Here is a 25,752-nt window from a genome sequence, read left to right on the forward strand (position 1 = left end):
CTCCTCGCCCTCCTCCCGCTGCTCTGCGCCGGCCCGGCCGCGGCGGCCCCGTCCGAGGGGGCGACCGAGACCGTCGAGCAGGCTTTGTGCCGCCTCATCGACGATTCCGCGAAGGCGCGCGGGCTGCCGGTGCCGTTCCTGACCCGGCTGATCTGGCGCGAGAGCAGTTTTCGCGTCGGCGTGGTGAGCTCGGCCGGCGCGCAGGGCGTCGCGCAGTTCATGCCCGGCACGGCCCGGGAGCGCGGCCTGCTCGACCCGTTCGATCCCGAGCAGGCGATCCCGCACGCCGCCCACCTGCTCGCGGACCTGAAGACGCAGTTCGGCAATCTCGGGCTCGCGGCGGCGGCCTATAACGGTGGTGCCGGCCGGGTCAGCAAGTGGCTGTCCGGCGAGGGCGGCCTGCCCGCCGAGACCCGGGCCTACGTCGCCGCCATCACGGGGACGCCCGCCGAGGATTGGCGCGGCGGCACCGCTGGGACGATCACGTATCCCGAGGGCGGCGCGCCGGAGGCGAAGGCCAGAGAGGCCAAAGAAACCAAGCCTGAGGCCAGGGCCGAGACCAAGCCGGAGACGCCGGTGACCTGCCTGCAGGTCACGGCCAGCCTGCGCATCCCGTCGCGCGGCGACCGCTTCGCGCTGGGGCCGAACGAGGGTCCGGCGGCGCCCTGGGGCATCCAGCTCGCCGGCAACTTCTCCAAGGCGCTGGCCCTGCAGAGCTTCAACCGTGCGCGCAGCGCCTATGCCGGCGTGATCGGCGAGGCCCGGCCGATGATCATCGGCACCCGCCTGCGCAACCGCGGCACCCGGGCCTTCTACCGGATCCGCCTCCCCGCCCAGAGCCGGCAGGCCGCCGACGACCTGTGCGGCCGCATCCGCAAGGTCGGGGGCGCCTGCATCGTGCTCCGGACCTGACGATTTATGGCCCGCTGCCCCGCCCGCGTCATCAATCCGCCCCGAGCGGAGCCCTGAATGGGCCAATCAGGGCAACCGGACGGGATATGACACGCCTCCTCATCGCGTTTGCCAGCCTTCTCGGGCTCGGTCTTGCGGCGTACGGCTTCAGCGCCGCCTCGCCGCTGACCCTGTTCGACGCGATCGGCCCGCGCGACGCCGGCGGCCGCCTCGCGGTGCGCGATCAGGCCTTCGGTGCGGGGCCGCGGCGGCGGCTCGACGTCTACGTCCCCACCGTGGCGGCCGAGCGGGCGCCCGTGCTGGTGTTCTTCTACGGCGGCTCCTGGCAGAGCGGCTCCAAGGACGACTACGCCTTCGTGGGCCACGCGCTGGCCGCCCAGGGCTTCGTGACGGTGATGCCGGATTACCGGCTCTACCCGGAGGCGCCGTTCCCCGGCTTCCTCCAAGACGGCGCGGCGGCGATCGCCTGGGTGCGGGACAACATCGCGGCCTATGGCGGCGACCCCCGCCGCATCGTGCTCGCCGGCCACTCGGCCGGGGCCTACAACGCCGTGATGCTCGGGCTCGATCCGCGCTACCTCACCGCCGCCGGGGTCGATCCCAAGGTGATCAAGGCGGTGGCGGGCCTGTCCGGCCCCTACAACTTCCTGCCGCTCGACCAGGACACCACCGTCAAGGTCTTCGGTCAGGCGCCCGATCTGCCCCTGACCCAGCCGATGACCTTCGCGGGCCCGCTCTCGCCGCCGACCTTCCTGGCCTCGGGCGATTCCGACACGGTGGTGAAGCCCCGGCATACGGCGAGCCTCGCCGCCAAGCTACGCGCCGCCCACGTACCCGTGCAGGAGCGCATCTATGCCGGGCTCGACCACAAGGACACGCTGCTGGCGCTGTCGGTGACATTCCGCTCCAAGGCCCCGGAACTCGCCGAGATGGCCTCGTTCCTGATGCGCCAGGCCGCCGGGCGGTCGCAGTACACGATGCGGCGGTAGGGCCGCACCGCTCAGCGCCGGCCCGGAATCTCGACCGTCCGCGCGATCCCGATGGCGTGCAGGAACGCCGGATCGTGGCTGACCACGAGCAGCGCGCCGTCATAGCCCCGCAACGCCCCCTCCAGCAGCGCGACGGACTCGATGTCGAGGTGGTTGGTCGGCTCGTCGAGGATCAGCAGCCAGGGCGCCTCCTTCCGACCGAGGAGGGCGGCGAGCCCGGCGCGCAGGCGCTCGCCGCCCGAGAGCGTGTCCACCCGCCGCCCGGCCTCGCGGTTGCGGAAGGCGAAGCGGGCGCAGACCGCATAGGCCTCCCGTTCACTCAGACCCTCGTTCAGGCGGCGGACATTGGCCAGGATGCTGGCGGCGGGGTCGAGCAACCCGACATGCTGGTCGAGCATGGCGACCCGGCCCTCCGCCCGCCGCACCCGGCCCTTGACCGGCATCGTTGAACCCGCCGCCACCGTCAGCAGGGTCGTCTTGCCCGCGCCGTTCGGGCCCTCAACCGCCACCCGCTCCGGCCCGGTGATCGCGAGCGTCCAGGGACCGAGCGGGCCGCCGCCGGGATCGGCGACGACATCCTCCAGGGCGAGTAGGTCGGCCCCCGAGGGCAGCCCGCTCGGCGGCAAGGCGATGGTCAGTGGCGTCAGCACCTCGACGCGTGCCCGCGCCGCCCCGGCCCGGGCGGCGGCATCCCCGATCAGCCGCGCGCCGACGGCCTGGACGCGGGCGCCGGTCTTTTCGGCGCGCTCTGCCCGGGCGCCGAGCAGGATCTTCGGCTCCGAGCCTTTGACCGCCGCGGCGCGACCGGTCCTGTCGCGCCGGGCCTTGGCTTCGCGTTCCTGCTGTGCGGCCTCGCGCACGTCGCGCAACTGGATGTCGGCCCGCTCCAATTCAGCGGCGGCGCGGGCCCGCTCTGTCTCCCGCCAGGCCGCGAAGGCGGACCAGCCGCCACCGACGATCCGAACACCGAGGGGCGTCAATTCGACGATGCGGTCGACATGCTCCAGCAGAGCGCGGTCGTGGCTCGCCACCAGCACGCCGCCGCGCCAGCCGCGCACCAGCGCCTGGATCGCGTCCCGCCCGGACCCGTCGAGATTGTTGGTCGGCTCGTCGAGCAGGATGAGATCGGGCGTCTCGACCAGAAGGCGCGCGATGCCGACGCGCGTGCGCTCGCCGCCCGACAGCGTGCCCACGCGGCGCTCGAGCGGCCATCCGGGCAGGCCTGCCTCTGCGAGCGCTCCCGCGATGCGCGATTCCAGGGTCCAGTCTGCGGTATCGAGGTCGTCGGGGCTGCCGGTTCCGGTCAGAACCCGCTCCAGCGTCGCCAACTGGGCGGCCATCCCGAGCGCGTCCGCCAGCGTCCATTCTTCGGGCCAGTCCTGCCGAAGCAGGCCGACCGTGCCCGAGCGTTGCAGGCAACCGGCGGCGGGCTCGGCCTCACCCGCGACGACGCGCAGGAGCGATGACTTGCCGGAGCCGTTGCGGCCGACAAGGCCGACCCGCTCCGCCCCGAGCGACAGTCTCAGATCGTCGAAGAGGGTCTGCCCCTCAGGTGTGCGGAGGGAAACACCGTCCAGGGTGAGGAATGCGGACATGGCGAGCCGGGAGCGTGAACGAGACGGGGCGAAGAGCGGTGTTCATCCTGTCGTTCACGGCGGCGCACTCCTTCTGGGCTGCGGTGGAAAGCTAGAGCTGCCGGGGCTCGTGGTGCAACCCGGGGCCGACGATCGCCGCGCGCGCAAGGGTACGATGGGGCGCGGCGGTCACGCCAGCACCGGCACGTGCGGGGCGCAGGTCCGGGGCAGGACGCCGGTGAGGCGCGGATCGGGTGCGACTTCGACCGTCACGGCGCAGGGCGTGAAGCCCGAGCGCCGGTAAAGGCCGAGCGCCCCGGGATGGTCGAACGTGCAGGTATGGACCCAGAACCGCCGGATCGGGTGCGACCAGGCGCTTTCGATCGCCGCGTCGATCAGGGTGCGGCCGAGCCCCTGCCCGACCGCGCTCGGGATGAGGCCGAGGAAGGCGAGCTCGCAGGTGTCCGGCTCGCGGAAGTCGAGCTCCAGCAGGCCGAGATCCGTGCCGTCCCGGCGCAGCGCCTGGATCTCGACGCGTGGATCGTCGAGGATCGCCTGCAGCGCCGCGTCCGGCAGGGTCAGGCGCGAGAACCACAGCCACTCCGCCCCGACGGCCCGATACAGCCTGCGGTAGGTCTCGCAATCCGGCCGGACGAGGCGGTGGAGCGCCGTCCCGGCCGGGAAAGGCCGCTCTGGCCGCGGGGCCGGCGGCTCGAACATTTCCAGGCTGGTGACGATGGCCGCGATGTGGCCCGGCGGGACCGCGGAAAAGCCCGGCGGCAGCGCCGGCGAAGAAGGGTTGGTTGGCATCGGCTCGGAGCTGTGGCGACCGCGAAGGCCGCGACCCTATCCGATTCCCGCCCCTCAGATCTGGATGCAGATCTTGCCGAAATGGCGGTTGCTCTCCTGGTGCCGGAACGCCGCCACGATCTCGTCCAGCGGGTAGACGCTGTCCACGACCGGCCGCAGGCCGCACGCCTCGATGCCGCGGATCATCGCGATCTGCTGGCTCCGGCTGCCGACCAGCACGCCCTGGAGCCGGATCTGCCGGATCAGCGCCGGCACCAGCGGCAGCGGCCCGGCCACGCCGGTCAGGATCCCGATCACCGAGATGTGGCCGGCGACCCGGACGGCCGCCATCGATTGCTCCAGCGTCCCGGGGCCGCCGACATCGAGCACGTGATCGACGCCGCGCCCGTCGGTCAGGCGCCTTGCGGTCTCGCCCCAGGCCGGGTCGGCGCGGTAGTTGATCAGGTGGTCGGCGCCGAGGGCGCGCAGGCGCTCGAGCTTCGCGTCGCTGGACGAGGTGGCGATCACGGTCGCGCCCGCCGCCTTGGCGAATTGCAGGGCGAACAGCGACACGCCGCCGGTGCCCTGCACCAGCACCACGTCGCCGCCCTTGAGCCCGGCATCGGCGTGGAGCGCCCGCCACGCGGTGAGCGCGGCCGTGGTCAGGGTCGCGGCCTCGGCATGATCCCAGCCCCGGGGGGCGTGGGTGAAGGCGGTCGCGGGCGCCGTCACCCGCTCGCGGGCGTAGCCGTCGACCCCGTCGCCCGGCACGGTCGCGAAGCCCTCGACGAGCGGCGTGCCGTCGAGCCAGGTCGGGAAGAACGTGCTGACCACCCGGTCGCCCACCGCGAACCCGTCCACGCCCGGGCCCACGGCCTCGATCTCCCCGGCGCCGTCGGACATCGGCACCCGCGCCTCGCTCGGCCCCCACAGGCCGCTGACCACGGCGTAGTCGTGATAGTTGAGCGAACTCGCCCGCAGCCGCACGGTGATCGCGCCGGGTCCCGGCTCAGGCACGGGCCGCTCGCCGAACCCCACTTTGTCGAAGCCGCCGCCGGGCTGGACGATGACCGCCCGGGATGCCGATCGGGTCATGGTGCACCTGTTGTCTGCGCGGGGCCGGCGGGTGTTCCCACGATCTGGGCCGGATCGAACTGGCCGCCACGCCCGATGCAGGAGCGGCGGCAAGAGCAGTCTGCTCGACGGAGCGTCACATCAAGAAAGTCGTGCCTCAGAGGATCCCTGCCTCAGCGGATCAGCTCGATCGTGACACCGGCGGCCCCGGCGATGTCCGGCCAGCGCCGCTCCGCCGTGAGGGCGGGTACGCCTTCTCGCTTCGCCAGAGCCAAGCAATAGCGGTCCCCGAGCGACAGGCCGCCTTCGAGCGTGATCGAACGTAAGAGGCCCGCGTCGTAGGACAATGCCGCATCGACGGGAAACAGGCGGATCGGCAGGGGCCGCAGCAGCATCTCGATGTCGTGGCGTCCAGCACCGAGCTTGGCGTAGTCGCTGATCACCTCGGCGAGGTTGACGGTCGTCATGACAGAACCGCCGAGCCCGGCCTTGACCGTGTCGGCCCCACGCTCTCCGAGCAGGAGCGCGAGGAGAGCCGAGGCACCGAGGACGAAGCGTGTCACTCGCGCTCGGCCTCGCGGGCGCGGTCGGCCAGGAAATCCTCGACCGAGGCGCCGACGTGGCCGCCGATCAACCGGCGGCTCATATCCTGCGCGCGCGCCACCACCTGATCCAGCGTCCGGAGCACGATGGCGTCCCCGACATCTTCGACGATGACCTCGCCGCCATTGCCGAGCCCATGCCTCTTGCGGAGGTCGGCGGGCAGGCTCATCCGTCCATCAGGCATGACCTTGGCCCTCATGGGGTACCTCAACGTTATGCCGTACGTGGATCTATACGCCAGGAGGTATCTCCGATTCCAGATCTGTCATCTTAAGCCGTCGCCTTCGCAGGCCCCCTCCTGCGATCGCCCCCGCTAAGGTTATCGCCAGATCTTCCGCTGCAACTGTCGGTCGCCCCATCGCCCCGGCGTCCACACCCGCTACAATGACAAGCGCCGCATCACGCGGCTGCTGCGGTGGAACGGCATGGCTACGGCGGACGCGGCGATCGGGATCCCGGCCGGGACGGCTCAGTACGGCGTAGCCGGGCGCGACCTGCCGGATGTCGTGCGCGTGCTCCTGAACGGGGCGGTGTTCGTCCTGCTGTGGAACCACGACTGGCTCAAGGACCTGTCCGACCGGTCTTCGCTGGCGGCCGCCGAGGATGGCAGCCTGCTGACCCAGGTGCTGTTCCTGGCGGCGGGACTCGGCATGGCGGCGGCGATCCACCGGATCGGGTTCCGCCACCTGCGGCCGCTCGCGACTTGGCCGCTGATGCTGTGCGGCGCCTGGCTCGGGCTCACCGCGCTCCTGTCGGTGGAGCCGAGCCTGTCGCTGCGGCGGCTCGCCCTGCTCGGCATCGCCACGATGCTGTCGGCGGGCGTGCTCTTGGTCGCGCGCTCGCCGCGGCAGCTGGCCCTGACCATGGCCTGGTCCGCCCTGGTGATCCTGGTCGCGTCGTACCTGGCGGTGGCCCTGGTGCCGGATCTGGCGATCCACTCGGCCTTCGACGTGAATTCCGATCCGAGCCATCCGGGCCTGTGGCGGGGCATCTTCCCGCAGAAGAACGAGGCCGGGGCCGCCATGGTGATCCTGGTGATCGTGGGGTTCTACGTCGCCGCCGCCGCGAGCCGCGTGCTCGGCTGGACCATCGTGCTCCTGGCCCTCGGCTTCCTGGTGGCCAGCGGCTCCAAGACCGCGATCCTGCTCCTGCCGGTGATCCTGGCGGTCACCGGCCTGTGCCGGATCCTGACCGGGCGGGGCCTGCGGGCGCTGCTGCTGCTCGGGCCGATCGCCGGGTTCTCGCTGGTCTCGATCGGCTCGATCCTGATCCCGGCGGTTCAGGATGCGGTCGGCACGCTCCTGACCGACGCGACCTTCACGGGGCGCAGCGAGATCTGGCAGTTCGCCCTGGACAACATCATGGTCCGCCCCTGGCGGGGCTGGGGCATCGGCGCATTCTGGATGACCGAGCGGACCATGTATGGCGGCTCCGAGGAACTCACCTGGGTCAACACCGCCAACCACTCGCACAACGCCTACCTCGACACGGCGCTGATCGGCGGATTCCCATTCCTGGCGCTCACCGTGGTGGCGTTCGTGCTGGCGCCGGTCCGCGACCTGCAGCGCGTCGCCGGGGGGCGCGGCCTCGATGCCGAGACGCTGCTGTTCCTGCGCCTGTGGTTCCTGGGCCTCGTCTCGGCCTCGTTCGAGACCGTGCTGTACAACGGCAACAACGCCACCTGCTGCATGTTCATGATGGCGGTGTTCGGCCTGCGGCTGCGGACGCGCTACGCGTTGGCGGCGGGGTGAACAGGGTCGTTCGCATCTGGGTGACGAGCCGAAGCCGCCGCCGCATCCGTGGTCGTACGGCAGGCGGGAAGAAGCTGCGATGCGCGATCCGCTTCCGCACCATCGACGTCCCAGCCCGAGGCGAGCGTCCGACACAAGCGCCCTCAGCCCGGGTCCTCGTCGGGGACGGTATCGTGGAACGGCACCGTGAGCACCAGCTCGCCCGCCTCGTCCCCAATCTCGAAGGCGCACTCCATCCAGTCGCGGATGAACGTGTGGCGCTCCCGCGCGATCATCCCGCGCGCCTGGGCCAGGGCATTCGCGCGCGCCGCGCCCAGGTCCGCGCAGTCCTCGCCTTCCGTATCCACGGCCAGCCCCGCCGGGCCGGGACGATGCCGGACGTTGAAGAAGTAGCGCGGCATCACGCCCCCTTGATCAGCCGGGCGAACTCTCGCTCGGGCAGGCCGTAGCTGTCGTCGGCCACCGCCACCAGAGCCGCCCGGTCCAGGATCGTGATGCGGCCGCGCCGGGCCCGGATCAGGCGATGCCCCTCCAGCGTCTGGATGGCCAGGGTCGTGCTGGACCGCTGCACGCCCAGCATCATCGACAGGAACTCGTGCGTGAGGAGGAGCTCGTCGCCGTCGAGCCGGTCGTGGCACATCAGCAGCCAGCGGGCGAGGCGGATGTCGACCGTGTAGCTCGCGTTGGCGAAGGCGGTCTGCGCCGTCTGGAGGATCTGAACCTGGATCGAGCGCAGGAGCAGCGTGTGCAGCCGCGGGCTCTCCGCGACGGCCGCGTACAGCGCCTCGGTATCGATGACCAGCATCATGCCGGCGTTCTGGACGAAGTGTTCGTGGGGCGTGCGATCGGTGCCCAGCAGGATGGGCGAGGCGCCGCCCAGACCCTCGCGTCCGACGATGCCGACCTCGACCTTCCTGTCCGCGCCGTGGGTGACGATCGAGCCGAAGCCCACCTCGGGAAAGTACAGCTGCCGGATCGGTACGTCGGCCTCGATGAGCGGCTGGTGCAGGACCGTCGTCACGGGCTGCAGGTGCGGCTGCAGCAGAGCGAAGTCGCCGGGCGCGAGCGCCTTCAGCAGATGATTGCGGATACTGGATTGCTCAGGCTGGGGCACGCTTTCGCTCCCGTCGGGGCAAGAGCACACGCCGTCTCTCAAGCGCCTGCGCCCGGATCAGCCGGCAGGCGACATTCTAATAATCCAGTCGAATTGGCGGTATCAAGCCTCGAATTCAAACCTATGTTAGCGGAAAACGCAGTATTCCGTATGGTGGGGTACCATACCGATATACGGATGCACCTTCCATAACACGGGAGCCTAGGTTTACAGCTTGCGTTATCCATTCATGCGTGAGCCGAATGATCGGACGGCTCGACCGCCGGGAGCTTTGCATGCCACAGATGGGCCAACAGCGTGCCATCCTGCTCGCCGAGAGCGACGCCGTGATCGGCATGGACCTGAGCGACGCCCTCGAGAGGTCCGGCTACCGCGTGCTCGGGCCGGCCAGGACCACGGCCGAGGCGCTGAGCCTGCTGGTGCAGCGGAAGCCCGACCTGGCGTTCGTCGACGGCGCGCTGAAGGACGGCAGCTTCATCGAGCTCGCGCACACCCTGCGCCGGCTCGACGTGCCGATCCTCGTCCACCTGGAGGCGGGTCAGGACCAGCATCTGACGCCCGACCTCGCGGGCGTGCCCTGGCTCCTCAAGCCGGCCTTGTCCTTCGACGTCGTGGCCGCGCTCCGTGAGTTGATGGCGGCGTCGGTGCGTGCAAGAGCCGCCCCGGTGCCGCGCCTCCGGCCCGCCGGCACCGCGGGCAATCCGCTGATCCGCAAGCTGAGCGGCCTCACCACCCTGTCGGACGCGGACCGGGTCACGCTGGCGCGGATCAGCGCCGAGCCGCGCCGGGTCACCCCCGGCACCGACCTGGTGCGCGAGGGCGACCGCCCGGACGGCGTGTTCCTGGTGATGAACGGCGTGGCGGTCCGGCACAAGCTGCGGGTGAGCGGCGCCCGGCAGATCATGGCGTACCTGGTGCCGGGCGACCTGTGCGATCTCGACGTCGCCCTTCTGAGCGCGATGGACCATACCATCACGGCCCTGTCGGCCTGCGAGGTCGTGCGCCTGGCGCCCGAGACGGTGGCCGACCTCCTGGCGAACCATCCGCAGATCGCCCGGGGGCTGCGCAAGGCCCAGCTCGTGGACGAGGCCACCCTGCGCGAGTGGCTGGTCAACGTCGGCCGCCGTTCGGCCCTGGAGCGGCTGGCGCACCTGCTCTGCGAGCTGCTGCTGCGCCTGCGCGCGGTGGGTCTGGCGCCGGGCGACAGCTACGAACTTCCGGTCACCCAGATGGACCTCGCCGACACCGCCGGGCTCACGCCCGTGCACGTGAACCGCACCCTCGGGGAACTCCGGCGACAGGGGCTGATTGAACTGAGGACGAGACGGCTCAAGATCCTCGACCTGCCCCGCCTGCGGGCGCTGGCGGAGTTCCGGCCCAATTACCTGCATCTTGGAGACCAAGCTGCGGCATGAACCTACGCCTGCAACCCATCCAAGTCGCGACGGGCAGCTACGACACTGAGGGTCAGCTGGTCTTCGCTGATGGGTTCCTCGCGGCGGTGCTGGTGAAGCTCTCGGGCTTTCACCAGGACATGGCCGGGATGTGGTTCCTGGAGGCCGGCTTCGGCCGGGTCGACACCCCGAACCGGCCGACGTTCTCCGATCTCGACGAAGCGCAGGACTGGATCAAGCGGCAGCTGGAACGGGTGCGCTGACGCCGCCCGCCGCGACGCAGAATCAGGTCCGCGAGAAGGGGCCGTTCGACGGTTCGACCTGTTCCCGATCCCCGAGGACGCGCCGCGCGGAGGCGAGGATCTGGATCACGCTCCGGCTGTCGCATTCCTGCCGGGCCACCGCCTCCAGGTCCCGCAGGTAGGCGATCACCGGCTTTCGCGCGCGCGGCCCCTGCCGCAGGACGGGTTCGACCTTCGTGGTCACATGCACGGCCAGGCCGTCCCAGAAGTCCGGATCCTTCGAAGACCCTTCCGTCATCCAGCGTGCTCCGTACCGAAAGATCGGCCCCGTTGACCATGGACCGAGGGGGCGAAAACCCATGATCGACGGGGCCGACCGGAGCGGATCCGGCGCGCCCGATCTGGCCCAGGAGCGCCGTCGCTGAAATCACCTGGGTTGCGTCACCCACCCGGTGCGACAGTGCTGTCCATCCGGCGCGCCCGTCGGCTCCGGTGGCGCGGTTGCCGGCACGGGCTTACTCCGCCGGCACCGGGCGCGGGCGGCGGTCGTCGCCGATCGCCACGAAGGTGAAGGTCGCCTCCGTGACCTTCATGGTGGTCTCGCTCGCCCGCTCCCGGCGCCAGACCTCGACCTGGATGCGCAGGGACGAGCGCCCGACCGTGATCAGCCATGCGTAGAGGCTGACCTCGTCGCCGACGAAGACCGGATGGTGGAAGGTGATCGCGTCGACCGCGATGGTGGCGCACCGCCCGCGCGAGCGCCGGGCCGCCACGTTGCCGGCCGCCAGATCCATCTGGGCCATCAGCCAGCCGCCGAAGATGTCGCCCGCCGGGTTGGTGTCGGCCGGCATCGCGATGGTGCGGATCACCGGCGCGCCGCGCTGGCTCGGCTGCGAAGCCGCGCCCGCCTGCGCACCGTCCTGGCTGCTTCCGTCCGCCATCGTCCCGCCGAGTCGCCGAGCTTGACCGGAAGCCTTCCAGTCAAGCTCGGCCGGCGTCAATCGGGCAGCGCGAAGACCAGCAGTGCGTCGCCGGTGCCGAACCCGGCCGCCTTGGTGAAGGACGCGCCGCCGGCCGCCACCGCGAGGTACTGCTTGCCGTCGAGCGCGTAGGTCATGGCCGGGCCGCTGATGCCCGCCCCGCACTGGAACCGCCAGAGCAGCGTGCCGTCGCGCGCATCGTGGGCTTCGAGGTGGCCATCCTCGGCGCCGGAGAAGACGAGGCCGCCCGCGGTGGCGAGCGTCCCCCCGGAGAGCCGGCTGTCGGACCGCAGGGTCCAGGCGATCTTGCCGCCGTCGGCGAGGTCCACGGCGGTCAGCGTGCTGAAGGACGGCTCGCCCTTCGCCTCGCTGGTCTCGGTGTAGCGGATCTCCGCCCGGTCGCCGGAGGCCGGCACGGTCTTGATCGTGTAGGTCGTGGCCCCATGGCGGACCTGCACGTAGGCGCGGCGGCCGTCATAGGCGGTGGGCGGCCACGACACGGCGCCGAGCGGCCCCGGCGCCACCACGGTGCCCTGCGGGGTCGGCGGCGCGAACAGGTTCTTCTGCTCGATCAGCGGGGCCGAGCGTTCGAGCAGCGTCCCCGTCGCGCGGTCGTGGACGTAGATCCACCCGGTCTTGCTGGCCGAGGCCACGGCCTTGGTGCCGTTCGGCCCGTCGAGCAGGAACGGTGGCGCGGCGACGTCGTAGCCCCATTCGTCGTGCGGCACCTGCTGCGAATACCAGCGCAGCTGTCCGGTGCGGACGTCGAGCGCCACGAGGCACATCGTGTAGAGGTTGTCCCCCGGGCGCGACAGGCCGAAATTCTGCGGCGCCGGGTTGCCGGTGCCGAGGAAGATCAGGCCGAGATCCGGGTCGTAGGCCGGGGTCATCCAGAGCGAGCCGCCGCCGACCCGCCAGGCGTCGCGGTTGGCCGGCGCCGCTTCCTTCTCGGCGGCGATGTCGCGCTGGAGCGGCACGCCGTCCACCGTCTGGGCGACGAAGCCGCCCTCCCAGCCCTCGGGCGGGGTGACGTACCAGCGCCAGCGCTCCGCGCCGGTCTTGGCATCGTAGGCCGCGAGCCAGCCGCGCCGTCCGTAGCCGCCCTCGATCCCGACCACGGCGCCGCCGTCGAGCCCGCCGGCCTCGTCCGCGATATGCAGGCCGTAGCCCGCCCCCGTGACCCCGACGATCACCAGCCCTTCGACCACCAGCGGCGGCATCTTGAACCCGAGCCGGCTCGAGCCCTGCACCGGCTTGCCGCCGAGCTTGCCCGCGAGATCCGAGGCGGTCTCGCTCTCGCCCTCCTCCGGGCGCACCGCCTCCGTGTCCCACACCAGCCGGCCGGTCTTGGCGTCGAGCGCGATCAGCCGCCCGTCCATGGTCGCCTCGAACACGAGGCCGTCCGAGACCGCGACCCCGCGGTTGGAGGGGGGGCCGAAGATCTTTTCCGTGCGCGGCTTGTGCGTGTAGGTCCAGAGCGGCCGGCCGGTGCGGGCATCGAGCGCCGCGACGTTGTTCTGGGTCGTGGACGTGTAGAGCGCGCCGTCGACCATCACCGGCTGCGCCTGGAAATAGCCCGTCACCCCGGTCTGGAAGATCCAGGCCGGCCGCAGCCGCGCGACGCTGGCACGGTCGATCTGGGTGAGGTCGGAGAAGTTGCGGTTGCTGTGGTCGTGCCCGAAGGCCGGCCAGGGGGTCTCGGCGGCGCGGGCGGCGGCGGGTAGGAGGATCGCGACGGCGATCAGCGCGGGGCGAAGTGCGGTCATGGGCGGCACGGCGTTTCCTCGAGTTTTATCGGTTCTCTATTCCTTGACGTGCCCGGCTCGTGAATACAACGCGCCCATTCCTGCGCATCCCGTGCCGCTGCCGTCCCGGGCGAGAGTTTCCGGCGCCCGTCGTGTCGTCCCCCCTCGACGTTGGAGCCGACGCACCGGGTTTGCGTCCTCGACGCGATCCGGGCAGCGGAGTGTCTGGAAAGCTTGGGATCCGAGGTCGGCTCGACTTCCTGGGTACATCAACTCACTTAGAAAGAGATCGCCAGCGAGCGCCAACGATCTATGCTAGCCTCGTCTTCGGTCCGACGTGCGTTTCGAGCCAGGATGTTTCTCATGCGCGGCAGGGCGCAGACATGATCGGTGCGGACATCTCCCCCACGCTTCGGGCCGCGATCGAAGCCGTCGTGTGGCAAGAGCTCGGCCGCTTCGGCGTCAGCGAGGTTGAAGTCACGGAGTCCGAGGATGCCGATGGCGATCCCGTCATCCTCGTCAACGTCCATTATCGGGATCCCGAAGCCGAGCCCGATTTCAAGGTCGCGTCCGGGGCTCTCACAAAACTGAATGACACGCTCTTCGAACTGAAAGAGCCGCGCTTCGGCTACATACGGCACAAGGTCCAGGACGCCATGCCTGAGCCGCGCAGCCGGCGATGAGCCGGGAGTTGCTCGGGACTGCACGGCGGTTGGCGCGGGCGAGTCCCGGCAAGCCGCGGCAGTCGGACCTCAAGCGCGCGATCAGCTCGGCCTATTACGCGCTCTTCCATGCGCTCGCGAAAGAATGTGCGGACCGGCTTGTCGGAACGGGACGGGCTCGGCCCGACAAGGCCTGGCGACACGCGTATCGCGCCCTGAATCACGGGGACGTCAAGAAGGCCTGCAGACAGCTGCGCACCTTCGGATTTCCTCCCGAGCTGATTCAGGTCGGAGACATCTTCCAGGGGCTCATGCTTCAGCGACACAGTGCGGATTACGACCCGACGCATCGCGTCACCCGTGCCGATGCTCTGGCAGTCATTTCACTGGCCGAAGAAGGTATGGCAAAGCTCGGCTCGGCGACCGCACGGGATCGCGTGGCCTTGGCGATCCAGCTTTTGTTAAAGCAACGGTCGGCGTGATGATTGGTCGGGACAAGCGAACGGCAGGCAGGTTCGGTGTCGCGTCTTGTTCATGCTTCGCTGGCCACTTTCACGAAGGCGCGTAGACGGTTCGCGAAGGCCGCTCTTGGCTGATCCCGAGACTCCCACCCGGCCCTTCGACGTTTCGACGTATCTGCGTACGCCGGAGGACTCCGCCGCCTACCTATCTGCCGCCCTCGACGAACGATCCCGCTTCCTTCCGTCGAGCCCTGTGTGACGTTGCGCGCGCAGAGCATGGCGGTCGTCCCGTCGGCCCCCTTCGTCGAAAAATCCCTGATCCCTCACCCCGTCTTCCGTGCCGCCGCGTCGAGCTGGCCCGGGGTCGCCTGGGCGCCCATGGCCCGGGCCATGTCGGCGGCGCTCTGGCCGGCGGCATCGCGAAAGTCCGGGTCGGCGCCGTGCTCCAGCAGCAGCGCCACCATCTCGGTGCGGTCGAACATCGCCGCGGTCATCAGGGCGGTGCGGCTGCCGGTGCCGGTGCCGTCCACCGCGGCGCCGTGCTGGAGCAGCAGTCGGGCAACGGCGAGGTCGTTCTTGAACGCGGCGCCGGCCAGAGGCGTCTGGCCGCGATCGTTGGCGAGTTCCGGGTCGCCGCCGGCCTCCAGGATCACCCGGGTGGCGTCCGCCTGGCCGTTATAGGCCGCGAGCATCAGCAGGCTGTCGCCCTTGTCGTTGCGCAGGTTCGCCGGGAGCCCCTGCCCGAACAGCTCCGCCAGCTCGTCGGCGTGGCCCATCCGGGCGAACTGGAAGACCCGGCCCGCGAAAGCCAGGGTCGCGTCGTCGAGGGCCGGGGGCGTGTTCGTCTCGGAGGTCATCGTCGTTCGCCTGCTTCAACGAGGATCGATCTGGGACGGGACCGTGCCCCTGTCCAGCGCCGGCCGAAACGCGCTTCATAAAAGGGTCGTTGCCGGACTCACGCGCATGTCACACCGGGCGGGGCTTCCTTGTCATGTCATCCGGGACCGGACTGACAGGGGGGATCATGGTCGACATTCGCGTGACGGAGCGTCGTGAGGATCCGGCGGCGGCCGCCGGATCCATGCGGATCGCCATCGTATTCCACTCGGGCTACGGCCACACGGCCCGCCAGGCCGAGGCTGTGGCACAGGGGGTGAGGCTCGTCGAAGGTGCCGACGCCCTGATTTTGCCCGTCGCAGACGTGGAGCGGTCCTGGGCCGTGCTGGAGGCCGCCCCGGCCATCATCTTCGGCGCCCCGACGTATGTGGCCGGGCCGTCCGCGGCGTTCAAAACGTTCCAGGAATCGACCTCGAACCGGGTGATGGCCAAGGGTTATCCGTGGAAGGGCAAGATCGCCGCCGGGTTCACAAATTCCGGTGCGATGGCCGGCGATAAGCTCGCCACGCTGATCCAGCTGGCCCTGTTCGCGGCGCAGCACGGCATGCACTGGGTCAGCCTGGACCTCCCGCCCGCGAACTGTTCGACCACGGGCTCGGAGCAGGATCTGAATCGGCTCGGCTACTGGCTCGGCGCGGCGGCGCAGTCGAACACGGACGCGGGTCCCGACCGCGCGCCTCCGGAGGCCGATCTGGCGACCGCGCGCCATCTCGGCCGACGCGTCGCGCAGGTCACGCGCCAGTTCGTGCGCGGCCTGGAGGCGCCGGGTCTGTGATCGCGCCGTGCAACGGGGCCGCCGCCCCCGAACCGAGCTTCCAGGAATCCCGCCCGGGCCTGGTCCGGCTTGCTTACCGCATGCTGGGTTCGATGGCCGACGCGGAGGACGTGGTTCAGGATGCCTACGCACGCTGGCTGGCCGCCGATCGGGACACGGTACGGGAGCCGGCCGCGTTCCTGCGGATCGTGGTCACGTGGCTCTGCCTCAATCACTTGAAATCGGCCCGCTGCCGGCGGGAAACCTATATCGGACCATGGTTGCCGGAGCCGATCTTCGATCCCGATGCGGGCGACGATCTCGACGACATCACCCTGCCGCTGATGATGGCGCTGGAGCGCCTGTCGCCGCTGGAGCGGGCGGCGTTCCTGCTGCACGACGTGTTCGGGATGGCGTTCCCGGATGTGGCCCGGGCGATCGGACGGGAAGAGGCGGCGTGCCGCAAGCTCACCAGCCGCGCCCGGACGCATCTCCGGGAAGCGCGGCCACGCTTCACTGTCGACCGGGAGGAGGGCCTCAAGATCGCCGCCGCGTTCTTCGCCGCTTCGCGCAGCGGCGATATGGGTGCGCTGCGCACCCTCCTGGCCGACGACGTGGTCGCCACAGTCGATGGCGGCGGCAAGGTTCCGGCGTCGCCGGAACCGCTGATCGGGCGGGACGCCGTGCTCGTCCGTCACGAGGCCAGGGCCCGCGACTTCGCCCGGAATTCATCCCGGCTTGTGCGCTATGCCGTCATCGACGGGCTGCCGGGTTTCGTGACCGTCGAGACGCCCGGCCTCATGCAGACGACGGCCCTGCAGGTCCGCCAGGGCCTCGTCGCCGCCATCTACGTGGTGCGGAATCCAGACAAGACCCTGCGGGTTTCACGGGACGCGTGAGTGGACCGCGCTGCAAGCGGCGTGAAGCCCTGGTCTGGCCCGGCATGCGAAGACGCCCAGCACCAGGCGGGAACGTTTTCCCCCGGATGCTCGTTGCAGCCGCCACCCGGGCCGTGACGGCCCGATCCGTCGCCGGAGCGAGCATGCCGCGCCCCTATGAGCCCTTCGCCGATGCGTTGCGCATCGCCCGCGACATCGTCCGCGACCGGGTCGGCGCGGTGACGCGGGCGGCCGTGCAGGCGGATCCCCACGCCTACGACGAGGCCTGCGACGCCCTCGCGCTCCGGATCGCCGAGGCGCTGGTCGACGAGGGCGAGGCGGTGGCGAGCCGCTATGCCGGCCGGGACGACCGGGCCGCCTGAAACCGGCGCGGTCAGCCGCGCTTGCGGCCGCCCCCGCCCTTGTATTTCGGCTTCTGGCCGCCGAGGCCCTGCGTCGAGCGCGGCTTGGGCCGCTCCTGCCAGGCCACCGCCCCCGCCGGCATCTCGCGGTCGGTGCCCGGGCCCATGTTGTCGAGTTCCGGCTTCGAGATCCGGGTCGCCCCGGCGCCGCGCGGCGCCTTGCGGCCGTACTTGCCGGCCTCGCGCTCGACGTCGCCCTGCCGGGCCATCGGGTCGTCCGAGACCAGCAGCTCCGTCGCCTGGAGACGCTTGAGCTCGTCGCGCAGGCGCGCGGCCTCCTCGAAGTCGAGATCGGCGGCGGCCGTCCGCATCCGCTTCTCCAGGTCGGCCAGCACCGCCTTGAGGTTGTGGCCCACCGTGATCGCGTCCTTGGCCAGGCCGGTATCGACCTGGACGTGGTCGCGCTCGTAGACGCTGTTGAGGATGTCGCTGATCCCGCGCTTGACGCTCTGGGGCGTGATGCCGTGCTCCTCGTTGTAGGCGAGCTGCTTGGTGCGGCGCCGCTCGGTCTCGGCCATCGCCCGCTCCATCGAGCCGGTGATGGAATCGGCGTACAGGATGCAGCGCGCGTCGGCGTTCCGGGCGGCCCGGCCGATGGTCTGGACCAGGGAGGTCTCCGAGCGCAGGAAGCCCTCCTTGTCGGCGTCCAGGATGGCGACCAGGGCGCATTCCGGGATGTCGAGGCCCTCGCGCAGCAGGTTGATGCCGATCAGGACGTCGAAGGCGCCGAGCCGCAGGTCGCGGATGATCTCGATCCGCTCCAGGGTGTCGATGTCGGAGTGCATGTAGCGCACCCGCACGCCGTTCTCGTGCAGGTACTCGGTGAGGTCTTCGGCCATGCGCTTGGTCAGCGTGGTCACGAGGGTCCGGTAGCCGGCCAGGGCGACCGCCTTGACCTCGCCCAGCAGGTCGTCGACCTGCGCGCGCGCCGGGCGGATCTCGATCACCGGGTCGACCAGGCCGGTGGGGCGGATCACCTGCTCGGCGAAGACGCCGCCGGTGCGCTCCATCTCCCACTTGCCGGGCGTGGCCGAGACGTGGACCGTCTGGGGCCGCATCGCGTCCCATTCCTCGAAGCGCAGCGGCCGGTTGTCCAGGCAGGACGGCAGGCGGAAGCCGTACTCCGCCAGGGTCGCCTTGCGGCGGAAGTCGCCCCGGTACATGCCGCCGATCTGCGGCACGGTGACGTGGCTCTCGTCCGTGAACACCAGGGCGTTGTCGGGCAGGTACTCGAACAGGGTCGGCGGCGGCTCGCCGGGCCGGCGGCCGGTGAGGTAGCGGGAATAGTTCTCGATGCCGTTGCAGGCGCCGGTGGCCTCGATCATCTCGATGTCGAAGGTGCAGCGCTGGTCGATGCGCTGGGCCTCGATCAGCCGGCCCATCTTGGTCAATTCCTCGATCCGGCCGTTCAGCTCGTTCTTGATGCCCTTGATCGCCTGCTGCAGCGTCGGCCGTGGCGTGACGTAGTGGGAGTTGGCATAGACCTTCACGAATTTCAGCTCGGCGATCTTCTTGCCGGTGAGCGGGTCGAACTCGACGATCGACTCGATCTCGTCGCCGAACATGCCGATCCGCCAGCCGCGATCTTCCAGGTGGGCCGGCCACAGCTCGATGGAATCGCCCCGCACCCGGAAGGTGCCGCGGGCGAAATCCGCCTGGATCCGCTTGTACTGGAGGGCCACGAGGTCGGCTACGAGCTGGCGCTGCTCGATCTTCTCGCCCAGCGTCACGGTGAACGACATCGCCGTGTAGGTCTCGACCGAGCCGATGCCGTAGATGCACGACACCGAGGCGACGATGATCACGTCGTCCCGCTCCAGCAGGGCGCGGGTGGCCGAATGGCGCATCCGGTCGATCTGCTCGTTGATCGACGATTCCTTCTCGATGAACGTGTCGGAGCGCGGGACATACGCTTCGGGTTGGTAGTAGTCGTAATAGGAGACGAAATACTCGACGGCGTTGTCCGGGAAGAACGACTTGAACTCGCCGTAGAGCTGCGCGGCGAGCGTCTTGTTCGGCGCCAGGATCAGGGCCGGCCGCTGTGTGCGCTCGATGATCTTGGCCATCGTGAAGGTCTTGCCCGAGCCGGTGACCCCGAGCAGGACCTGGTCGCGCTCGTGCGCCTGCACGCCCTTCACCAATTCGGCGATGGCGGTGGGCTGGTCGCCCGCCGGCTCGAACTCGGATTTCAGCGTGAACCGGAGGCCGCCCTCGGATTTCTGCGGCCGGTCCGGCCGGTGCGGCACCCAGGTCTGGCCGTCCTTGAACAGCGGGTTGCCCTCGATGAGCAGCCGCTCCAGCGCCGTCACGGTCGCGGAGGCGCCGCCGTCGCCGCCCGGATCCGGCAGCTCTGCGCCCGCGGGCACGGGCCCGTCCTCGGGCGGGGTCAGCCCCAGGGCCTGGGCGAGGCGCGGATCGACATCGGCCGCGTCGCCGAGCGCGTAGCCGGCCTGGGGCGCCTCGGCGAAGCCGTCGCGGGCGATCTCGACCTTGCGGGTGGCAGCCTTGCCGATCGACTCCTTGGCGGGCCGTCCCTTGGGCTTGCCCGGACGCGGCTTCTCCGGCTCCGGCGCGATCGTCGGCGGCCGGTTGCGGTTCAGCGCCGGGTTCAGCAGTTCCGCCAGGTAGGTGTCGAGCGGTTTCAGCTCGGGCTTCGACGCCTTGGCTGACGAGGCCGAGACGGATACGGCGCGCGGCTTCTTCGGAGCGGGCGTGTTCTTCGGAGCGGGCATGGGTCCAATATGGGCCCCGTACGCGCCGCGAGAAACCCTCGGCCGCGCGGAGTTTTCACGCTTTCCCGGATGAGGCCCGCCGATGACCGCACCGATCCATCCCGAGACCCGCATCGGGCACGTCCACCTCAAGGTGGCCGACCTGGACCGGGCGCTCGGGTTCTATTGCGGGATCCTCGGCCTGGGCCTGACCCAGCGCTTCGGCACGCGTGCCGCCTTCGTCGCGGCCGGGGGCTACCACCACCATATCGGGCTCAACACCTGGGAGAGCCTCGGCGGGCTGCCGCCGGCCCCGGGCACCACCGGCCTGTACCATCTCGCCCTGCTCTACCCGACCCGGGCCGCCCTGGCGGATGCCCTGCGCCGGGTCGAGGCGGCCGGCATCCCCCTCGACGGCGCCAGCGACCACGGGGTCAGCGAGGCCCTGTACCTGCGCGACCCGGACGGGAACGGCGTCGAGCTCTACCGGGACCGGCCGGAGGCGGAGTGGCCCCGCGCTCCGGACGGCGCCCTGCGGATGGTCACGGCCCCGCTCGATCTCGATGCTCTTCGCCGCGAAGATGGATAATTACAACTCTTAGGTAGAATTCACCGTGCTTTGGCCTGGACCGGACCGGTCGATGCTGAGAAAATTCGGTCCCATCACCCGGTGAATTGGCTTGCGGCGACCGGAGCCCGTCGGTACTTTGCGGCGCAAAGCATGATGCAGGGCGGGGGCTGAAGCTCATGCAGGACCTGGACAAGGCGCTGGCCGACATCGTGGCGATCCGGTCGCAGATCGCCCGCGATACGGCCTTCCGCGGCCTGGGCGCCGCCACCGTGGCGGGCACCGGCGGCCTGTCGCTCGCCTGCGCGGTGGGCCAGGCCCTGTGGCTCGGCGATCCGTCGGCCCGGCCGGCCCTGTTCTTCGGCCTGTGGATCGGCGCCGCCCTGGTGGCGTTCGCGCTGATCGGGGTCGAGGCGGTCCGGCGCAGCCGCCGGCTCCATTCCGGCTTGGCCGACGCGATGGTGTGGAACGCCATCGAGGTGTTCATGCCGGCCGCCGGCACCGGGGCGTGCCTCGCCCTGGTGATCGCCCGCTTCGCTCCGGAAGAGGTCTGGATGCTGCCCGGCCTGTGGCAGGTGTTGGTCGGGCTCGGCCTGTTCGCCTCGGCGCGGATCCTGCCCCGGGCGGTCCAGGGGGTCGGCGCCTGGTACCTGCTCACCGGCCTCGCCGCGCTGGCGTTCGCGGCCGAGACCCGCACCCTGTCGCCCTGGACCATGGGGCTCCCCTTCGTGGTCGGCCAGATCTGGCTGGCCGGCCTCATCCATCGCGGCGCCCGGGCCTTCGATGATGACCTCTGACCGCGACGACGGACGGTTCTCCTACGAGGGGCTGGACCGGATCATCCACGAGCGGGCGCGGCTCAGCGTGCTCACCTCCCTGGTGGCCCATCCCAAGGGCTTGCCGTTCCCCGACCTCAAGCGCCTATGCGGGCTGACCGACGGCAACCTGAGCCGCCACCTGGCCGTGCTCAGCGAGGCCGACCTGGTGAGCCTCGAAAAGGGGTTTTCGCTCAACCGGACGCAGACGGTGTGCCGGATGACGCCGACCGGGCGCCGGCGCTTCATCTTCTATCTCGGCGTGCTCGAGCAGGTGGTGCGCGACGCGGCGGCGGCGGCCGAGCGAAGTCCGGATGGCGGGGTGCGCGGCCTCGATCCGGCCACGAAACCGGCCTGAGAACGCCGGATCGCGCAGAGACTGTCAACGCAAACCGAATAAACCTCAGCGATACGCCCATGCCGGGAGACTTTACGATGCAAAGCGAAGCGGGGCCGGGGGGGCTGCACGCCGCGATCATCATGGACGGCAACGGGCGCTGGGCGACGCAGCGCGGCCTGCCGCGTCTGGCCGGCCACCATCGCGGCGTCGAGGCGATCCGGCGCACCGCCGAGGCCTGCCCGGATCTCGGCATCGGCACGCTCACGCTCTACGCCTTCTCGGCCGACAACTGGCAGCGCCCCGACGACGAGGTCGGCGGCCTGATGCGGCTGCTGCGCTCCTACCTGCGCAACGAGACCCAGCGGCTCGCCCGCACCGGCACCCGGCTCAGCGTCGTGGGCCGGCGCGACCGCCTGCCCCGGGGCATCCCGGAGGCGATCGCGGCCGCCGAGGCGGCCACGGCGGCCGGCACCCGCCTGCACCTGCGGATCTGCGTCGACTATTCCGCGCGGGACGCCATCATCGCGGCGGCGCAGGCGCTCCAGGGCGGCGACGCCTCCCGCGAGAGTTTCGGCGCGCTGGTGGCCGGGCAGATGCACGGCTCGCCGGTGGACGTGGACCTCGTGATCCGCACCGGCGGCGAGCAGCGCCTGTCGGATTTCCTGCTGTGGGAGGCGGCCTATGCCGAACTCCACTTCACCGATCGGATGTGGCCCGATTTCGGCCCCGACGATCTCGCCGCGGCGACGGCCGACTTCGCCCGCCGGGACCGCCGCTTCGGCGGCCTGAAGGCGCCGGCGGTCCCGGCGGCGGCCTGACCCCCGGCCCGCTTGACGGGCGCGCCGGCTCAGGCAGAGGCTTTCCGTCATGACTGAAACGCTCGCCAACCGCCGCGTCCTCCTCGTCATCGGCGGCGGCATCGCAGCCTACAAGGCCCTCGACCTGATCCGGCGCCTGCGCGAGCGGGGCGCCAGCGTCTGCCCGGTGCTGACCGCGGGGGCGCAGGAATTCGTGACGCCGCTCGCTGCCGCGGCGCTCGCGGGCGAGCGGGCCCATACCGACCTGTTCGACCGGGCCGAGGAGGCGGATATCGGCCACATCAAGCTGGCCCGCCAGGCGGACGCCGTCGTGGTGGCGCCGGCGACCGCCAACCTGATGGCCCGGATGGCCGGGGGCCACGCCGCCGACCTCGCGACCACGATCCTGCTGGCGACCACCCTGCCGATCCTGATCGCCCCGGCCATGAACGTGCAGATGTGGGCGCATCCCGCGACGAGCCGCAACCGCGCGACCCTGGAGGGCGACGGAATCCGCCTCGTCGGGCCGAATGCCGGCAAGATGGCCGAGGCGGAGACCGGCCCCGGCCGCATGGCCGAGCCCAACGAGATCGCCGACGCCCTCGAGCGGATGCTGGCCGAGGCGGGCGACGGGGCCCCGGGCCTCGGCTTCCTGTCGGGCCGCCGGAGCGCGCCCGCCCGCCCCCTCGCCGGCCGTCGGGTGCTCGTGACCTCCGGGCCGACCCACGAGCCGATCGACCCGGTGCGCTACCTCGCCAACCGCTCCTCTGGGCGCCAGGGCCACGCGATCGCGGCTGCCGCCGCCGAGGCCGGCGCCACCGTGACCCTGGTCTCCGGGCCGGTCTCCATCCCGGATCCCGCCGGCGTCGGCGTGGTGCGGGTCGAGACCGCCCGGGAGATGCTGGCGGCGGTCGAGGCGGCCCTGCCCGCCGACATCGCGATCTTCGCGGCCGCGGTGGCCGACTGGCGCCCCGAGACCGAAGCCGGCGCGAAGAAGATCAAGAAGGACGGCGCCGGCCCGGTGCCGCTGCCGCTGGTCGAGAACCCCGACATCCTCGCCACCGTCGCGCATCTCGAGGCCGGGCGGCCCCCCCTGGTGGTCGGCTTCGCCGCCGAGACCGACACGGTGCTCGACCACGCCCGGGCCAAGATCGCCCGGAAGGGGTGCGACCTGATCGTGGCCAACGACGTCTCCGCCGCGGGCGGCGTCATGGGCGGGACCGACAACACCGTCCACCTGATCCACCGCGACGGCGCGTTGGAGACCTGGCCGCGCCTCGGAAAGGACGAGGTCGCCCGCCGCCTGGTCGCGCATCTGGCCGGCCTGCTGGTGCGCTGAGGCGGTATCGGACCCGCAGGATCGACCGCGCGAAGCCGATTTCGCCGCGGGTGTGGCGGCGAAGCCTCGGCCGTTTCGTGGATCTTCGCACTTCGCAAAGCTGGCTTCCGGCCAAGATAAAGCCAGCAAAGAGCGTTGCGAATGTGGACACGGCGTTCACATCGGACGATCAATCATGTGGTTGCCCACGTACTAACCGGATCGATCTCCCGATTTAAAAAACAGTCGGTATTTGAAATCGGTTTTCTGTCCTCAAAGTACGGCGGATTTTCTAAGTCGGTTCTTGAGATTGAATTATAGATCTCGATCAAACAAATACAAATTGTATCTGTAAACTTGCAATTTGCGGTTTTACGATGGTGTAAGTCCACGGCGCCGAACATAAGACTGTCGGCTCGGGGGCGTTATGGATCATGGAACGTAGACTTCTATCGGGATGGGCGGCTGCTCTGCTGGTCATCGGAGCCTGTCCTTGTGTTGGACTGGCGCAGGCACAGCCTTCGGCGCCCCGAAACACGGAAGAATCGACGATCCTGCCGGATCCGAATGCGCCGCAGCGCCTGCCGCTGGATCGGCCCTCGACGCCCGCGCCGGACACCCGCCCCGCCGTGGGCTCGGTGGATCCGCGCAATATCGGCCCGAAATTCGGCCTGCTCGGCAAGCTCGGCGGTATCCGCGATCGGCTCTGGGAGCACGGCATCCTGCTCAACCTCGGCACGTCTACGAGGGCGCCACGAACGCGGCCGGTGGGGATCGCACGCTGGCGCGCGGAGCGGCCCAGTTCACCGCCAAGGGCCTGTTCGATTTCGAGAAGATGTTCGGCCTGGAGGGCGGGTCCGGCGCGGTCACGCTCACCCACCGCCACGGCCGCGACCTGACCCTCGACGCGCATCTCGGCACGCAGACCAGCGTCGAGGAGATCTACGGCCGCAGCCGCATCTGGCGGTTGAGCCAGTTCTGGTACGATCAGAAGTTCGGCCCCTGGGTGGACCTGAAGATCGGCCGGATGCCGTCGAGCGACGACTTCGCCGGCTTCGCCTGCGAGTTCCAGCTCAACGCCCTGTGCGGCGCCCCGACCGGCAAGATCGCCGGCAACTACATCTACAACTACCCGGTCGGGCAATGGGCGACCCGCCAGCGCGTCGGCACGGCGGATACGGCCTACGTCCAGGTCGGCGCCTACCAGGTCAATCCGGACAACCTCGTCGACGGCTTCAGCTTCAACTTCAGCAAGGGCACCGGCGCCCTGATCCTGTCCGAGGCGGGCTGGTTCCCGAAGGTCGGCGGCGCGGGCTATGCCGGCAGCTACAAGGTCGGCGGCTGGCACGAGACCAGCGGCGGCAACGACGTCTACCTGAACGACCGGCGCCTGCCGTTTCCCATGTACCGGGGACAGCCGCTGCATCACGACGGCCGGAACGGCCTGTATTTCGTCGGTGTCCAGGAGGTCTACCGCCCGGATCCCGCCAACACCGTCCGCAACGTCTCGGCCTTCGTCCGGGCCGTGGCCAGCGACCGGGAGACCTCAATCTACTCGGCCCAGGTGACGGGCGGGTTCATCTACAAGGGCTGGTGCGCGGAGCGTCCGAACGACTGGATCGGCTTCGGCGCCGGCCAGACGACCCCGAATCCCCGGGCGGTCGAGGCCATCGAGCTGAGCAACCTGGTCACCCGGACCAACCGGCGGCTGCCGTGGCAGGAGCGCTTCGTCGAGGCGTTCTACAGCATCGCGGTGACCGACAACATCGTCGTCCGACCCAACATCCAGTACATCACCCGGCGGGCCACGCCGGAGCAGAAGCCCGACGTCGTGGTGTTCGGCGTGACCTCGTTGATCACCTTCTGAGTGCTTTGAACGCCCCCCGTGAGGAGGGGCCCGGGGATGGGGGATGCGTCGGATCGCGCGAAGCCGCGCCTTCAGAACCGCCCCCACCCCCACCT

The 25,752-nt window shown here is 70.4% G+C and carries 28 protein-coding genes; 16 read left to right on the forward strand and 12 right to left on the reverse strand.

What is annotated here, in order from left to right; all coding sequences use genetic code 11:
* Positions 1 to 18 precede the first annotated feature (18 nt).
* Together FV242_RS24025 and FV242_RS24030 are read left to right on the forward strand one after the other, a co-directional pair.
* Positions 19 to 912: a lytic transglycosylase domain-containing protein gene (locus tag FV242_RS24025; protein WP_147940693.1), complete on the forward strand. Its 894-nt coding sequence runs from the start codon at positions 19 to 21 to the stop codon at positions 910 to 912.
* A gap of 86 nt (positions 913 to 998) precedes the next feature.
* Positions 999 to 1,901: an alpha/beta hydrolase gene (locus FV242_RS24030; protein WP_147940675.1), complete on the forward strand. Its 903-nt coding sequence runs from the start codon at positions 999 to 1,001 to the stop codon at positions 1,899 to 1,901.
* An 11-nt stretch (positions 1,902 to 1,912) separates the two neighbouring features.
* On the opposite strand, the gene FV242_RS24035 is transcribed toward FV242_RS24030, so the two are convergent.
* From FV242_RS24035 to FV242_RS24055, 5 genes are all read right to left on the reverse strand, one after another.
* On the reverse strand, positions 1,913 to 3,496 hold the full coding sequence (locus tag FV242_RS24035; RefSeq protein WP_147940676.1) for an ABC-F family ATP-binding cassette domain-containing protein: 1,584 nt from the start codon (positions 3,494 to 3,496) through the stop codon (positions 1,913 to 1,915).
* A 168-nt stretch (positions 3,497 to 3,664) separates the two neighbouring features.
* Positions 3,665 to 4,285: an N-acetyltransferase gene (locus FV242_RS24040; protein WP_147909371.1), complete on the reverse strand. Its 621-nt coding sequence runs from the start codon at positions 4,283 to 4,285 to the stop codon at positions 3,665 to 3,667.
* Between the two features lie 54 nt (positions 4,286 to 4,339).
* A complete protein-coding gene (locus tag FV242_RS24045) occupies positions 4,340 to 5,359 on the reverse strand; it encodes an NAD(P)-dependent alcohol dehydrogenase (RefSeq protein WP_147940677.1) in 1,020 nt (339 codons plus the stop codon).
* A gap of 152 nt (positions 5,360 to 5,511) precedes the next feature.
* Positions 5,512 to 5,901, reverse strand: coding sequence for a PIN domain-containing protein (locus tag FV242_RS24050; RefSeq protein ID WP_147940678.1), 390 nt, complete (start codon positions 5,899 to 5,901; stop codon positions 5,512 to 5,514).
* Positions 5,898 to 6,140, reverse strand: a complete 243-nt coding sequence (locus tag FV242_RS24055) for an AbrB/MazE/SpoVT family DNA-binding domain-containing protein (protein WP_147855093.1) — start codon at positions 6,138 to 6,140, stop codon at positions 5,898 to 5,900. Before FV242_RS24055 ends, FV242_RS24050 begins: the two co-directional genes overlap by 4 nt.
* A 226-nt stretch (positions 6,141 to 6,366) precedes the next feature.
* Here FV242_RS24055 and FV242_RS24060 point away from each other — a divergent pair, with 226 nt between their 5' ends.
* Entirely contained in the window at positions 6,367 to 7,692 is a 1,326-nt protein-coding gene (locus FV242_RS24060) for an O-antigen ligase (RefSeq protein ID WP_147940679.1), read from the forward strand.
* Between the two features lie 143 nt (positions 7,693 to 7,835).
* Here FV242_RS24060 and FV242_RS24065 read toward each other — a convergent pair whose 3' ends face one another.
* The gene (locus tag FV242_RS24065) at positions 7,836 to 8,093 is read right to left on the reverse strand and encodes a hypothetical protein (RefSeq protein ID WP_147940680.1); all 258 of its coding nucleotides are present in this window, start codon (positions 8,091 to 8,093) and stop codon (positions 7,836 to 7,838) included.
* Positions 8,093 to 8,806 (reverse strand): Crp/Fnr family transcriptional regulator, encoded by a 714-nt coding sequence (locus FV242_RS24070; RefSeq protein WP_147909367.1) that lies wholly within the window; start codon positions 8,804 to 8,806, stop codon positions 8,093 to 8,095. The genes FV242_RS24065 and FV242_RS24070 overlap by 1 nt, the downstream gene beginning before the upstream one ends.
* Positions 8,807 to 9,081: 275 nt before the next feature.
* Between FV242_RS24070 and FV242_RS24075 the strand changes: the two genes are divergently transcribed.
* Both FV242_RS24075 and FV242_RS24080 read left to right on the forward strand, forming a co-directional pair.
* Positions 9,082 to 10,221, forward strand: a complete 1,140-nt coding sequence (locus tag FV242_RS24075) for a helix-turn-helix domain-containing protein (RefSeq protein WP_147940681.1) — start codon at positions 9,082 to 9,084, stop codon at positions 10,219 to 10,221.
* A complete protein-coding gene (locus FV242_RS24080) occupies positions 10,218 to 10,463 on the forward strand; it encodes a hypothetical protein (RefSeq protein WP_147940682.1) in 246 nt (81 codons plus the stop codon). Before FV242_RS24075 ends, FV242_RS24080 begins: the two co-directional genes overlap by 4 nt.
* 22 nt (positions 10,464 to 10,485) lie before the next feature.
* Here FV242_RS24080 and FV242_RS24085 read toward each other — a convergent pair whose 3' ends face one another.
* The 3 genes from FV242_RS24085 to FV242_RS24095 form a co-directional block, all read right to left on the reverse strand.
* Positions 10,486 to 10,740, reverse strand: a complete 255-nt coding sequence (locus FV242_RS24085) for a hypothetical protein (protein WP_147909364.1) — start codon at positions 10,738 to 10,740, stop codon at positions 10,486 to 10,488.
* 217 nt (positions 10,741 to 10,957) lie between these two features.
* Positions 10,958 to 11,293: an acyl-CoA thioesterase gene (locus tag FV242_RS24090; protein ID WP_246692491.1), complete on the reverse strand. Its 336-nt coding sequence runs from the start codon at positions 11,291 to 11,293 to the stop codon at positions 10,958 to 10,960.
* Positions 11,294 to 11,439: 146 nt separating this feature from the next.
* On the reverse strand, positions 11,440 to 13,188 hold the full coding sequence (locus FV242_RS24095) for a PQQ-binding-like beta-propeller repeat protein (protein WP_147940683.1): 1,749 nt from the start codon (positions 13,186 to 13,188) through the stop codon (positions 11,440 to 11,442).
* Positions 13,189 to 13,550: 362 nt separating this feature from the next.
* Here FV242_RS24095 and FV242_RS24100 point away from each other — a divergent pair, with 362 nt between their 5' ends.
* Positions 13,551 to 13,850 (forward strand): hypothetical protein, encoded by a 300-nt coding sequence (locus tag FV242_RS24100; protein ID WP_147940684.1) that lies wholly within the window; start codon positions 13,551 to 13,553, stop codon positions 13,848 to 13,850.
* The gene (locus FV242_RS24105) at positions 13,847 to 14,311 is read left to right on the forward strand and encodes a hypothetical protein (RefSeq protein ID WP_147940685.1); all 465 of its coding nucleotides are present in this window, start codon (positions 13,847 to 13,849) and stop codon (positions 14,309 to 14,311) included. The genes FV242_RS24100 and FV242_RS24105 overlap by 4 nt, the downstream gene beginning before the upstream one ends.
* A gap of 302 nt (positions 14,312 to 14,613) precedes the next feature.
* Here FV242_RS24105 and FV242_RS24115 read toward each other — a convergent pair whose 3' ends face one another.
* Positions 14,614 to 15,147, reverse strand: a complete 534-nt coding sequence (locus tag FV242_RS24115; protein ID WP_147940686.1) for an ankyrin repeat domain-containing protein — start codon at positions 15,145 to 15,147, stop codon at positions 14,614 to 14,616.
* Positions 15,148 to 15,314: 167 nt separating this feature from the next.
* On the opposite strand from FV242_RS24115, the gene FV242_RS24120 reads away from it, so the two are divergent.
* The 3 genes from FV242_RS24120 to FV242_RS24130 all read left to right on the forward strand — a co-directional run bounded on the left by FV242_RS24120 (position 15,315) and on the right by FV242_RS24130 (position 17,202).
* Positions 15,315 to 15,962, forward strand: a complete 648-nt coding sequence (locus tag FV242_RS24120; RefSeq protein WP_147940687.1) for a flavodoxin family protein — start codon at positions 15,315 to 15,317, stop codon at positions 15,960 to 15,962.
* The gene (locus tag FV242_RS24125) at positions 15,959 to 16,840 is read left to right on the forward strand and encodes a sigma-70 family RNA polymerase sigma factor (protein ID WP_147940688.1); all 882 of its coding nucleotides are present in this window, start codon (positions 15,959 to 15,961) and stop codon (positions 16,838 to 16,840) included. Before FV242_RS24120 ends, FV242_RS24125 begins: the two co-directional genes overlap by 4 nt.
* 143 nt (positions 16,841 to 16,983) lie before the next feature.
* A complete protein-coding gene (locus FV242_RS24130) occupies positions 16,984 to 17,202 on the forward strand; it encodes a hypothetical protein (protein WP_147909354.1) in 219 nt (72 codons plus the stop codon).
* A gap of 11 nt (positions 17,203 to 17,213) precedes the next feature.
* On the opposite strand, the gene uvrB is transcribed toward FV242_RS24130, so the two are convergent.
* Positions 17,214 to 19,973 (reverse strand): excinuclease ABC subunit UvrB, encoded by a 2,760-nt coding sequence (gene uvrB, locus FV242_RS24135; protein WP_147940689.1) that lies wholly within the window; start codon positions 19,971 to 19,973, stop codon positions 17,214 to 17,216.
* A gap of 82 nt (positions 19,974 to 20,055) precedes the next feature.
* On the opposite strand from uvrB, the gene FV242_RS24140 reads away from it, so the two are divergent.
* The 6 genes from FV242_RS24140 (at position 20,056) to FV242_RS24165 (ending at position 25,657) form a co-directional block, all read left to right on the forward strand.
* A complete protein-coding gene (locus tag FV242_RS24140) occupies positions 20,056 to 20,541 on the forward strand; it encodes a VOC family protein (RefSeq protein WP_147940690.1) in 486 nt (161 codons plus the stop codon).
* Positions 20,542 to 20,699: 158 nt separating this feature from the next.
* Positions 20,700 to 21,317 (forward strand): hypothetical protein, encoded by a 618-nt coding sequence (locus FV242_RS24145; protein ID WP_147909351.1) that lies wholly within the window; start codon positions 20,700 to 20,702, stop codon positions 21,315 to 21,317.
* On the forward strand, positions 21,304 to 21,693 hold the full coding sequence (locus FV242_RS24150) for a transcriptional regulator (protein ID WP_147857943.1): 390 nt from the start codon (positions 21,304 to 21,306) through the stop codon (positions 21,691 to 21,693). The genes FV242_RS24145 and FV242_RS24150 overlap by 14 nt, the downstream gene beginning before the upstream one ends.
* 77 nt (positions 21,694 to 21,770) lie before the next feature.
* Entirely contained in the window at positions 21,771 to 22,493 is a 723-nt protein-coding gene (locus FV242_RS24155; RefSeq protein ID WP_147909350.1) for a di-trans,poly-cis-decaprenylcistransferase, read from the forward strand.
* A gap of 49 nt (positions 22,494 to 22,542) precedes the next feature.
* Entirely contained in the window at positions 22,543 to 23,811 is a 1,269-nt protein-coding gene (gene coaBC / locus FV242_RS24160) for a bifunctional phosphopantothenoylcysteine decarboxylase/phosphopantothenate--cysteine ligase CoaBC (protein ID WP_147940691.1), read from the forward strand.
* Between the two features lie 436 nt (positions 23,812 to 24,247).
* Entirely contained in the window at positions 24,248 to 25,657 is a 1,410-nt protein-coding gene (locus FV242_RS24165) for a carbohydrate porin (RefSeq protein WP_147940692.1), read from the forward strand.
* Positions 25,658 to 25,752 lie beyond the last annotated feature (95 nt).

It is taken from the genome of Methylobacterium sp. WL64 (assembly GCF_008039945.1).
Taxonomy (GTDB): Bacteria; Pseudomonadota; Alphaproteobacteria; order Rhizobiales; family Beijerinckiaceae; genus Methylobacterium.

Excerpts from the sequence above, each read along its gene's own strand:
- FV242_RS24030 (WP_147940675.1), top strand. The coding sequence starts at position 999 with ATGACACGCCTCCTCATCGCGTTTGCCAGCCTTCTCGGGCTCGGTCTT.
- FV242_RS24035 (WP_147940676.1), bottom strand. The coding sequence starts at position 3,496 with ATGTCCGCATTCCTCACCCTGGACGGTGTTTCCCTCCGCACACCTGAG.
- FV242_RS24040 (WP_147909371.1), bottom strand. The coding sequence starts at position 4,285 with ATGCCAACCAACCCTTCTTCGCCGGCGCTGCCGCCGGGCTTTTCCGCG.
- FV242_RS24045 (WP_147940677.1), bottom strand. The coding sequence starts at position 5,359 with ATGACCCGATCGGCATCCCGGGCGGTCATCGTCCAGCCCGGCGGCGGC.
- FV242_RS24055 (WP_147855093.1), bottom strand. The coding sequence starts at position 6,140 with ATGAGGGCCAAGGTCATGCCTGATGGACGGATGAGCCTGCCCGCCGAC.
- FV242_RS24060 (WP_147940679.1), top strand. The coding sequence starts at position 6,367 with ATGGCTACGGCGGACGCGGCGATCGGGATCCCGGCCGGGACGGCTCAG.
- FV242_RS24065 (WP_147940680.1), bottom strand. The coding sequence starts at position 8,093 with ATGCCGCGCTACTTCTTCAACGTCCGGCATCGTCCCGGCCCGGCGGGG.
- FV242_RS24075 (WP_147940681.1), top strand. The coding sequence starts at position 9,082 with ATGCCACAGATGGGCCAACAGCGTGCCATCCTGCTCGCCGAGAGCGAC.
- FV242_RS24080 (WP_147940682.1), top strand. The coding sequence starts at position 10,218 with ATGAACCTACGCCTGCAACCCATCCAAGTCGCGACGGGCAGCTACGAC.
- FV242_RS24085 (WP_147909364.1), bottom strand. The coding sequence starts at position 10,740 with ATGACGGAAGGGTCTTCGAAGGATCCGGACTTCTGGGACGGCCTGGCC.
- FV242_RS24090 (WP_246692491.1), bottom strand. The coding sequence starts at position 11,293 with ATGCCGGCCGACACCAACCCGGCGGGCGACATCTTCGGCGGCTGGCTG.
- FV242_RS24095 (WP_147940683.1), bottom strand. The coding sequence starts at position 13,188 with ATGACCGCACTTCGCCCCGCGCTGATCGCCGTCGCGATCCTCCTACCC.
- FV242_RS24100 (WP_147940684.1), top strand. The coding sequence starts at position 13,551 with ATGATCGGTGCGGACATCTCCCCCACGCTTCGGGCCGCGATCGAAGCC.
- FV242_RS24105 (WP_147940685.1), top strand. The coding sequence starts at position 13,847 with ATGAGCCGGGAGTTGCTCGGGACTGCACGGCGGTTGGCGCGGGCGAGT.
- FV242_RS24115 (WP_147940686.1), bottom strand. The coding sequence starts at position 15,147 with ATGACCTCCGAGACGAACACGCCCCCGGCCCTCGACGACGCGACCCTG.
- FV242_RS24120 (WP_147940687.1), top strand. The coding sequence starts at position 15,315 with ATGGTCGACATTCGCGTGACGGAGCGTCGTGAGGATCCGGCGGCGGCC.
- FV242_RS24130 (WP_147909354.1), top strand. The coding sequence starts at position 16,984 with ATGCCGCGCCCCTATGAGCCCTTCGCCGATGCGTTGCGCATCGCCCGC.
- uvrB (WP_147940689.1), bottom strand. The coding sequence starts at position 19,973 with ATGCCCGCTCCGAAGAACACGCCCGCTCCGAAGAAGCCGCGCGCCGTA.
- FV242_RS24140 (WP_147940690.1), top strand. The coding sequence starts at position 20,056 with ATGACCGCACCGATCCATCCCGAGACCCGCATCGGGCACGTCCACCTC.
- FV242_RS24145 (WP_147909351.1), top strand. The coding sequence starts at position 20,700 with ATGCAGGACCTGGACAAGGCGCTGGCCGACATCGTGGCGATCCGGTCG.
- FV242_RS24150 (WP_147857943.1), top strand. The coding sequence starts at position 21,304 with ATGATGACCTCTGACCGCGACGACGGACGGTTCTCCTACGAGGGGCTG.
- FV242_RS24155 (WP_147909350.1), top strand. The coding sequence starts at position 21,771 with ATGCAAAGCGAAGCGGGGCCGGGGGGGCTGCACGCCGCGATCATCATG.
- coaBC (WP_147940691.1), top strand. The coding sequence starts at position 22,543 with ATGACTGAAACGCTCGCCAACCGCCGCGTCCTCCTCGTCATCGGCGGC.
- FV242_RS24165 (WP_147940692.1), top strand. The coding sequence starts at position 24,248 with ATGGGCGGCTGCTCTGCTGGTCATCGGAGCCTGTCCTTGTGTTGGACT.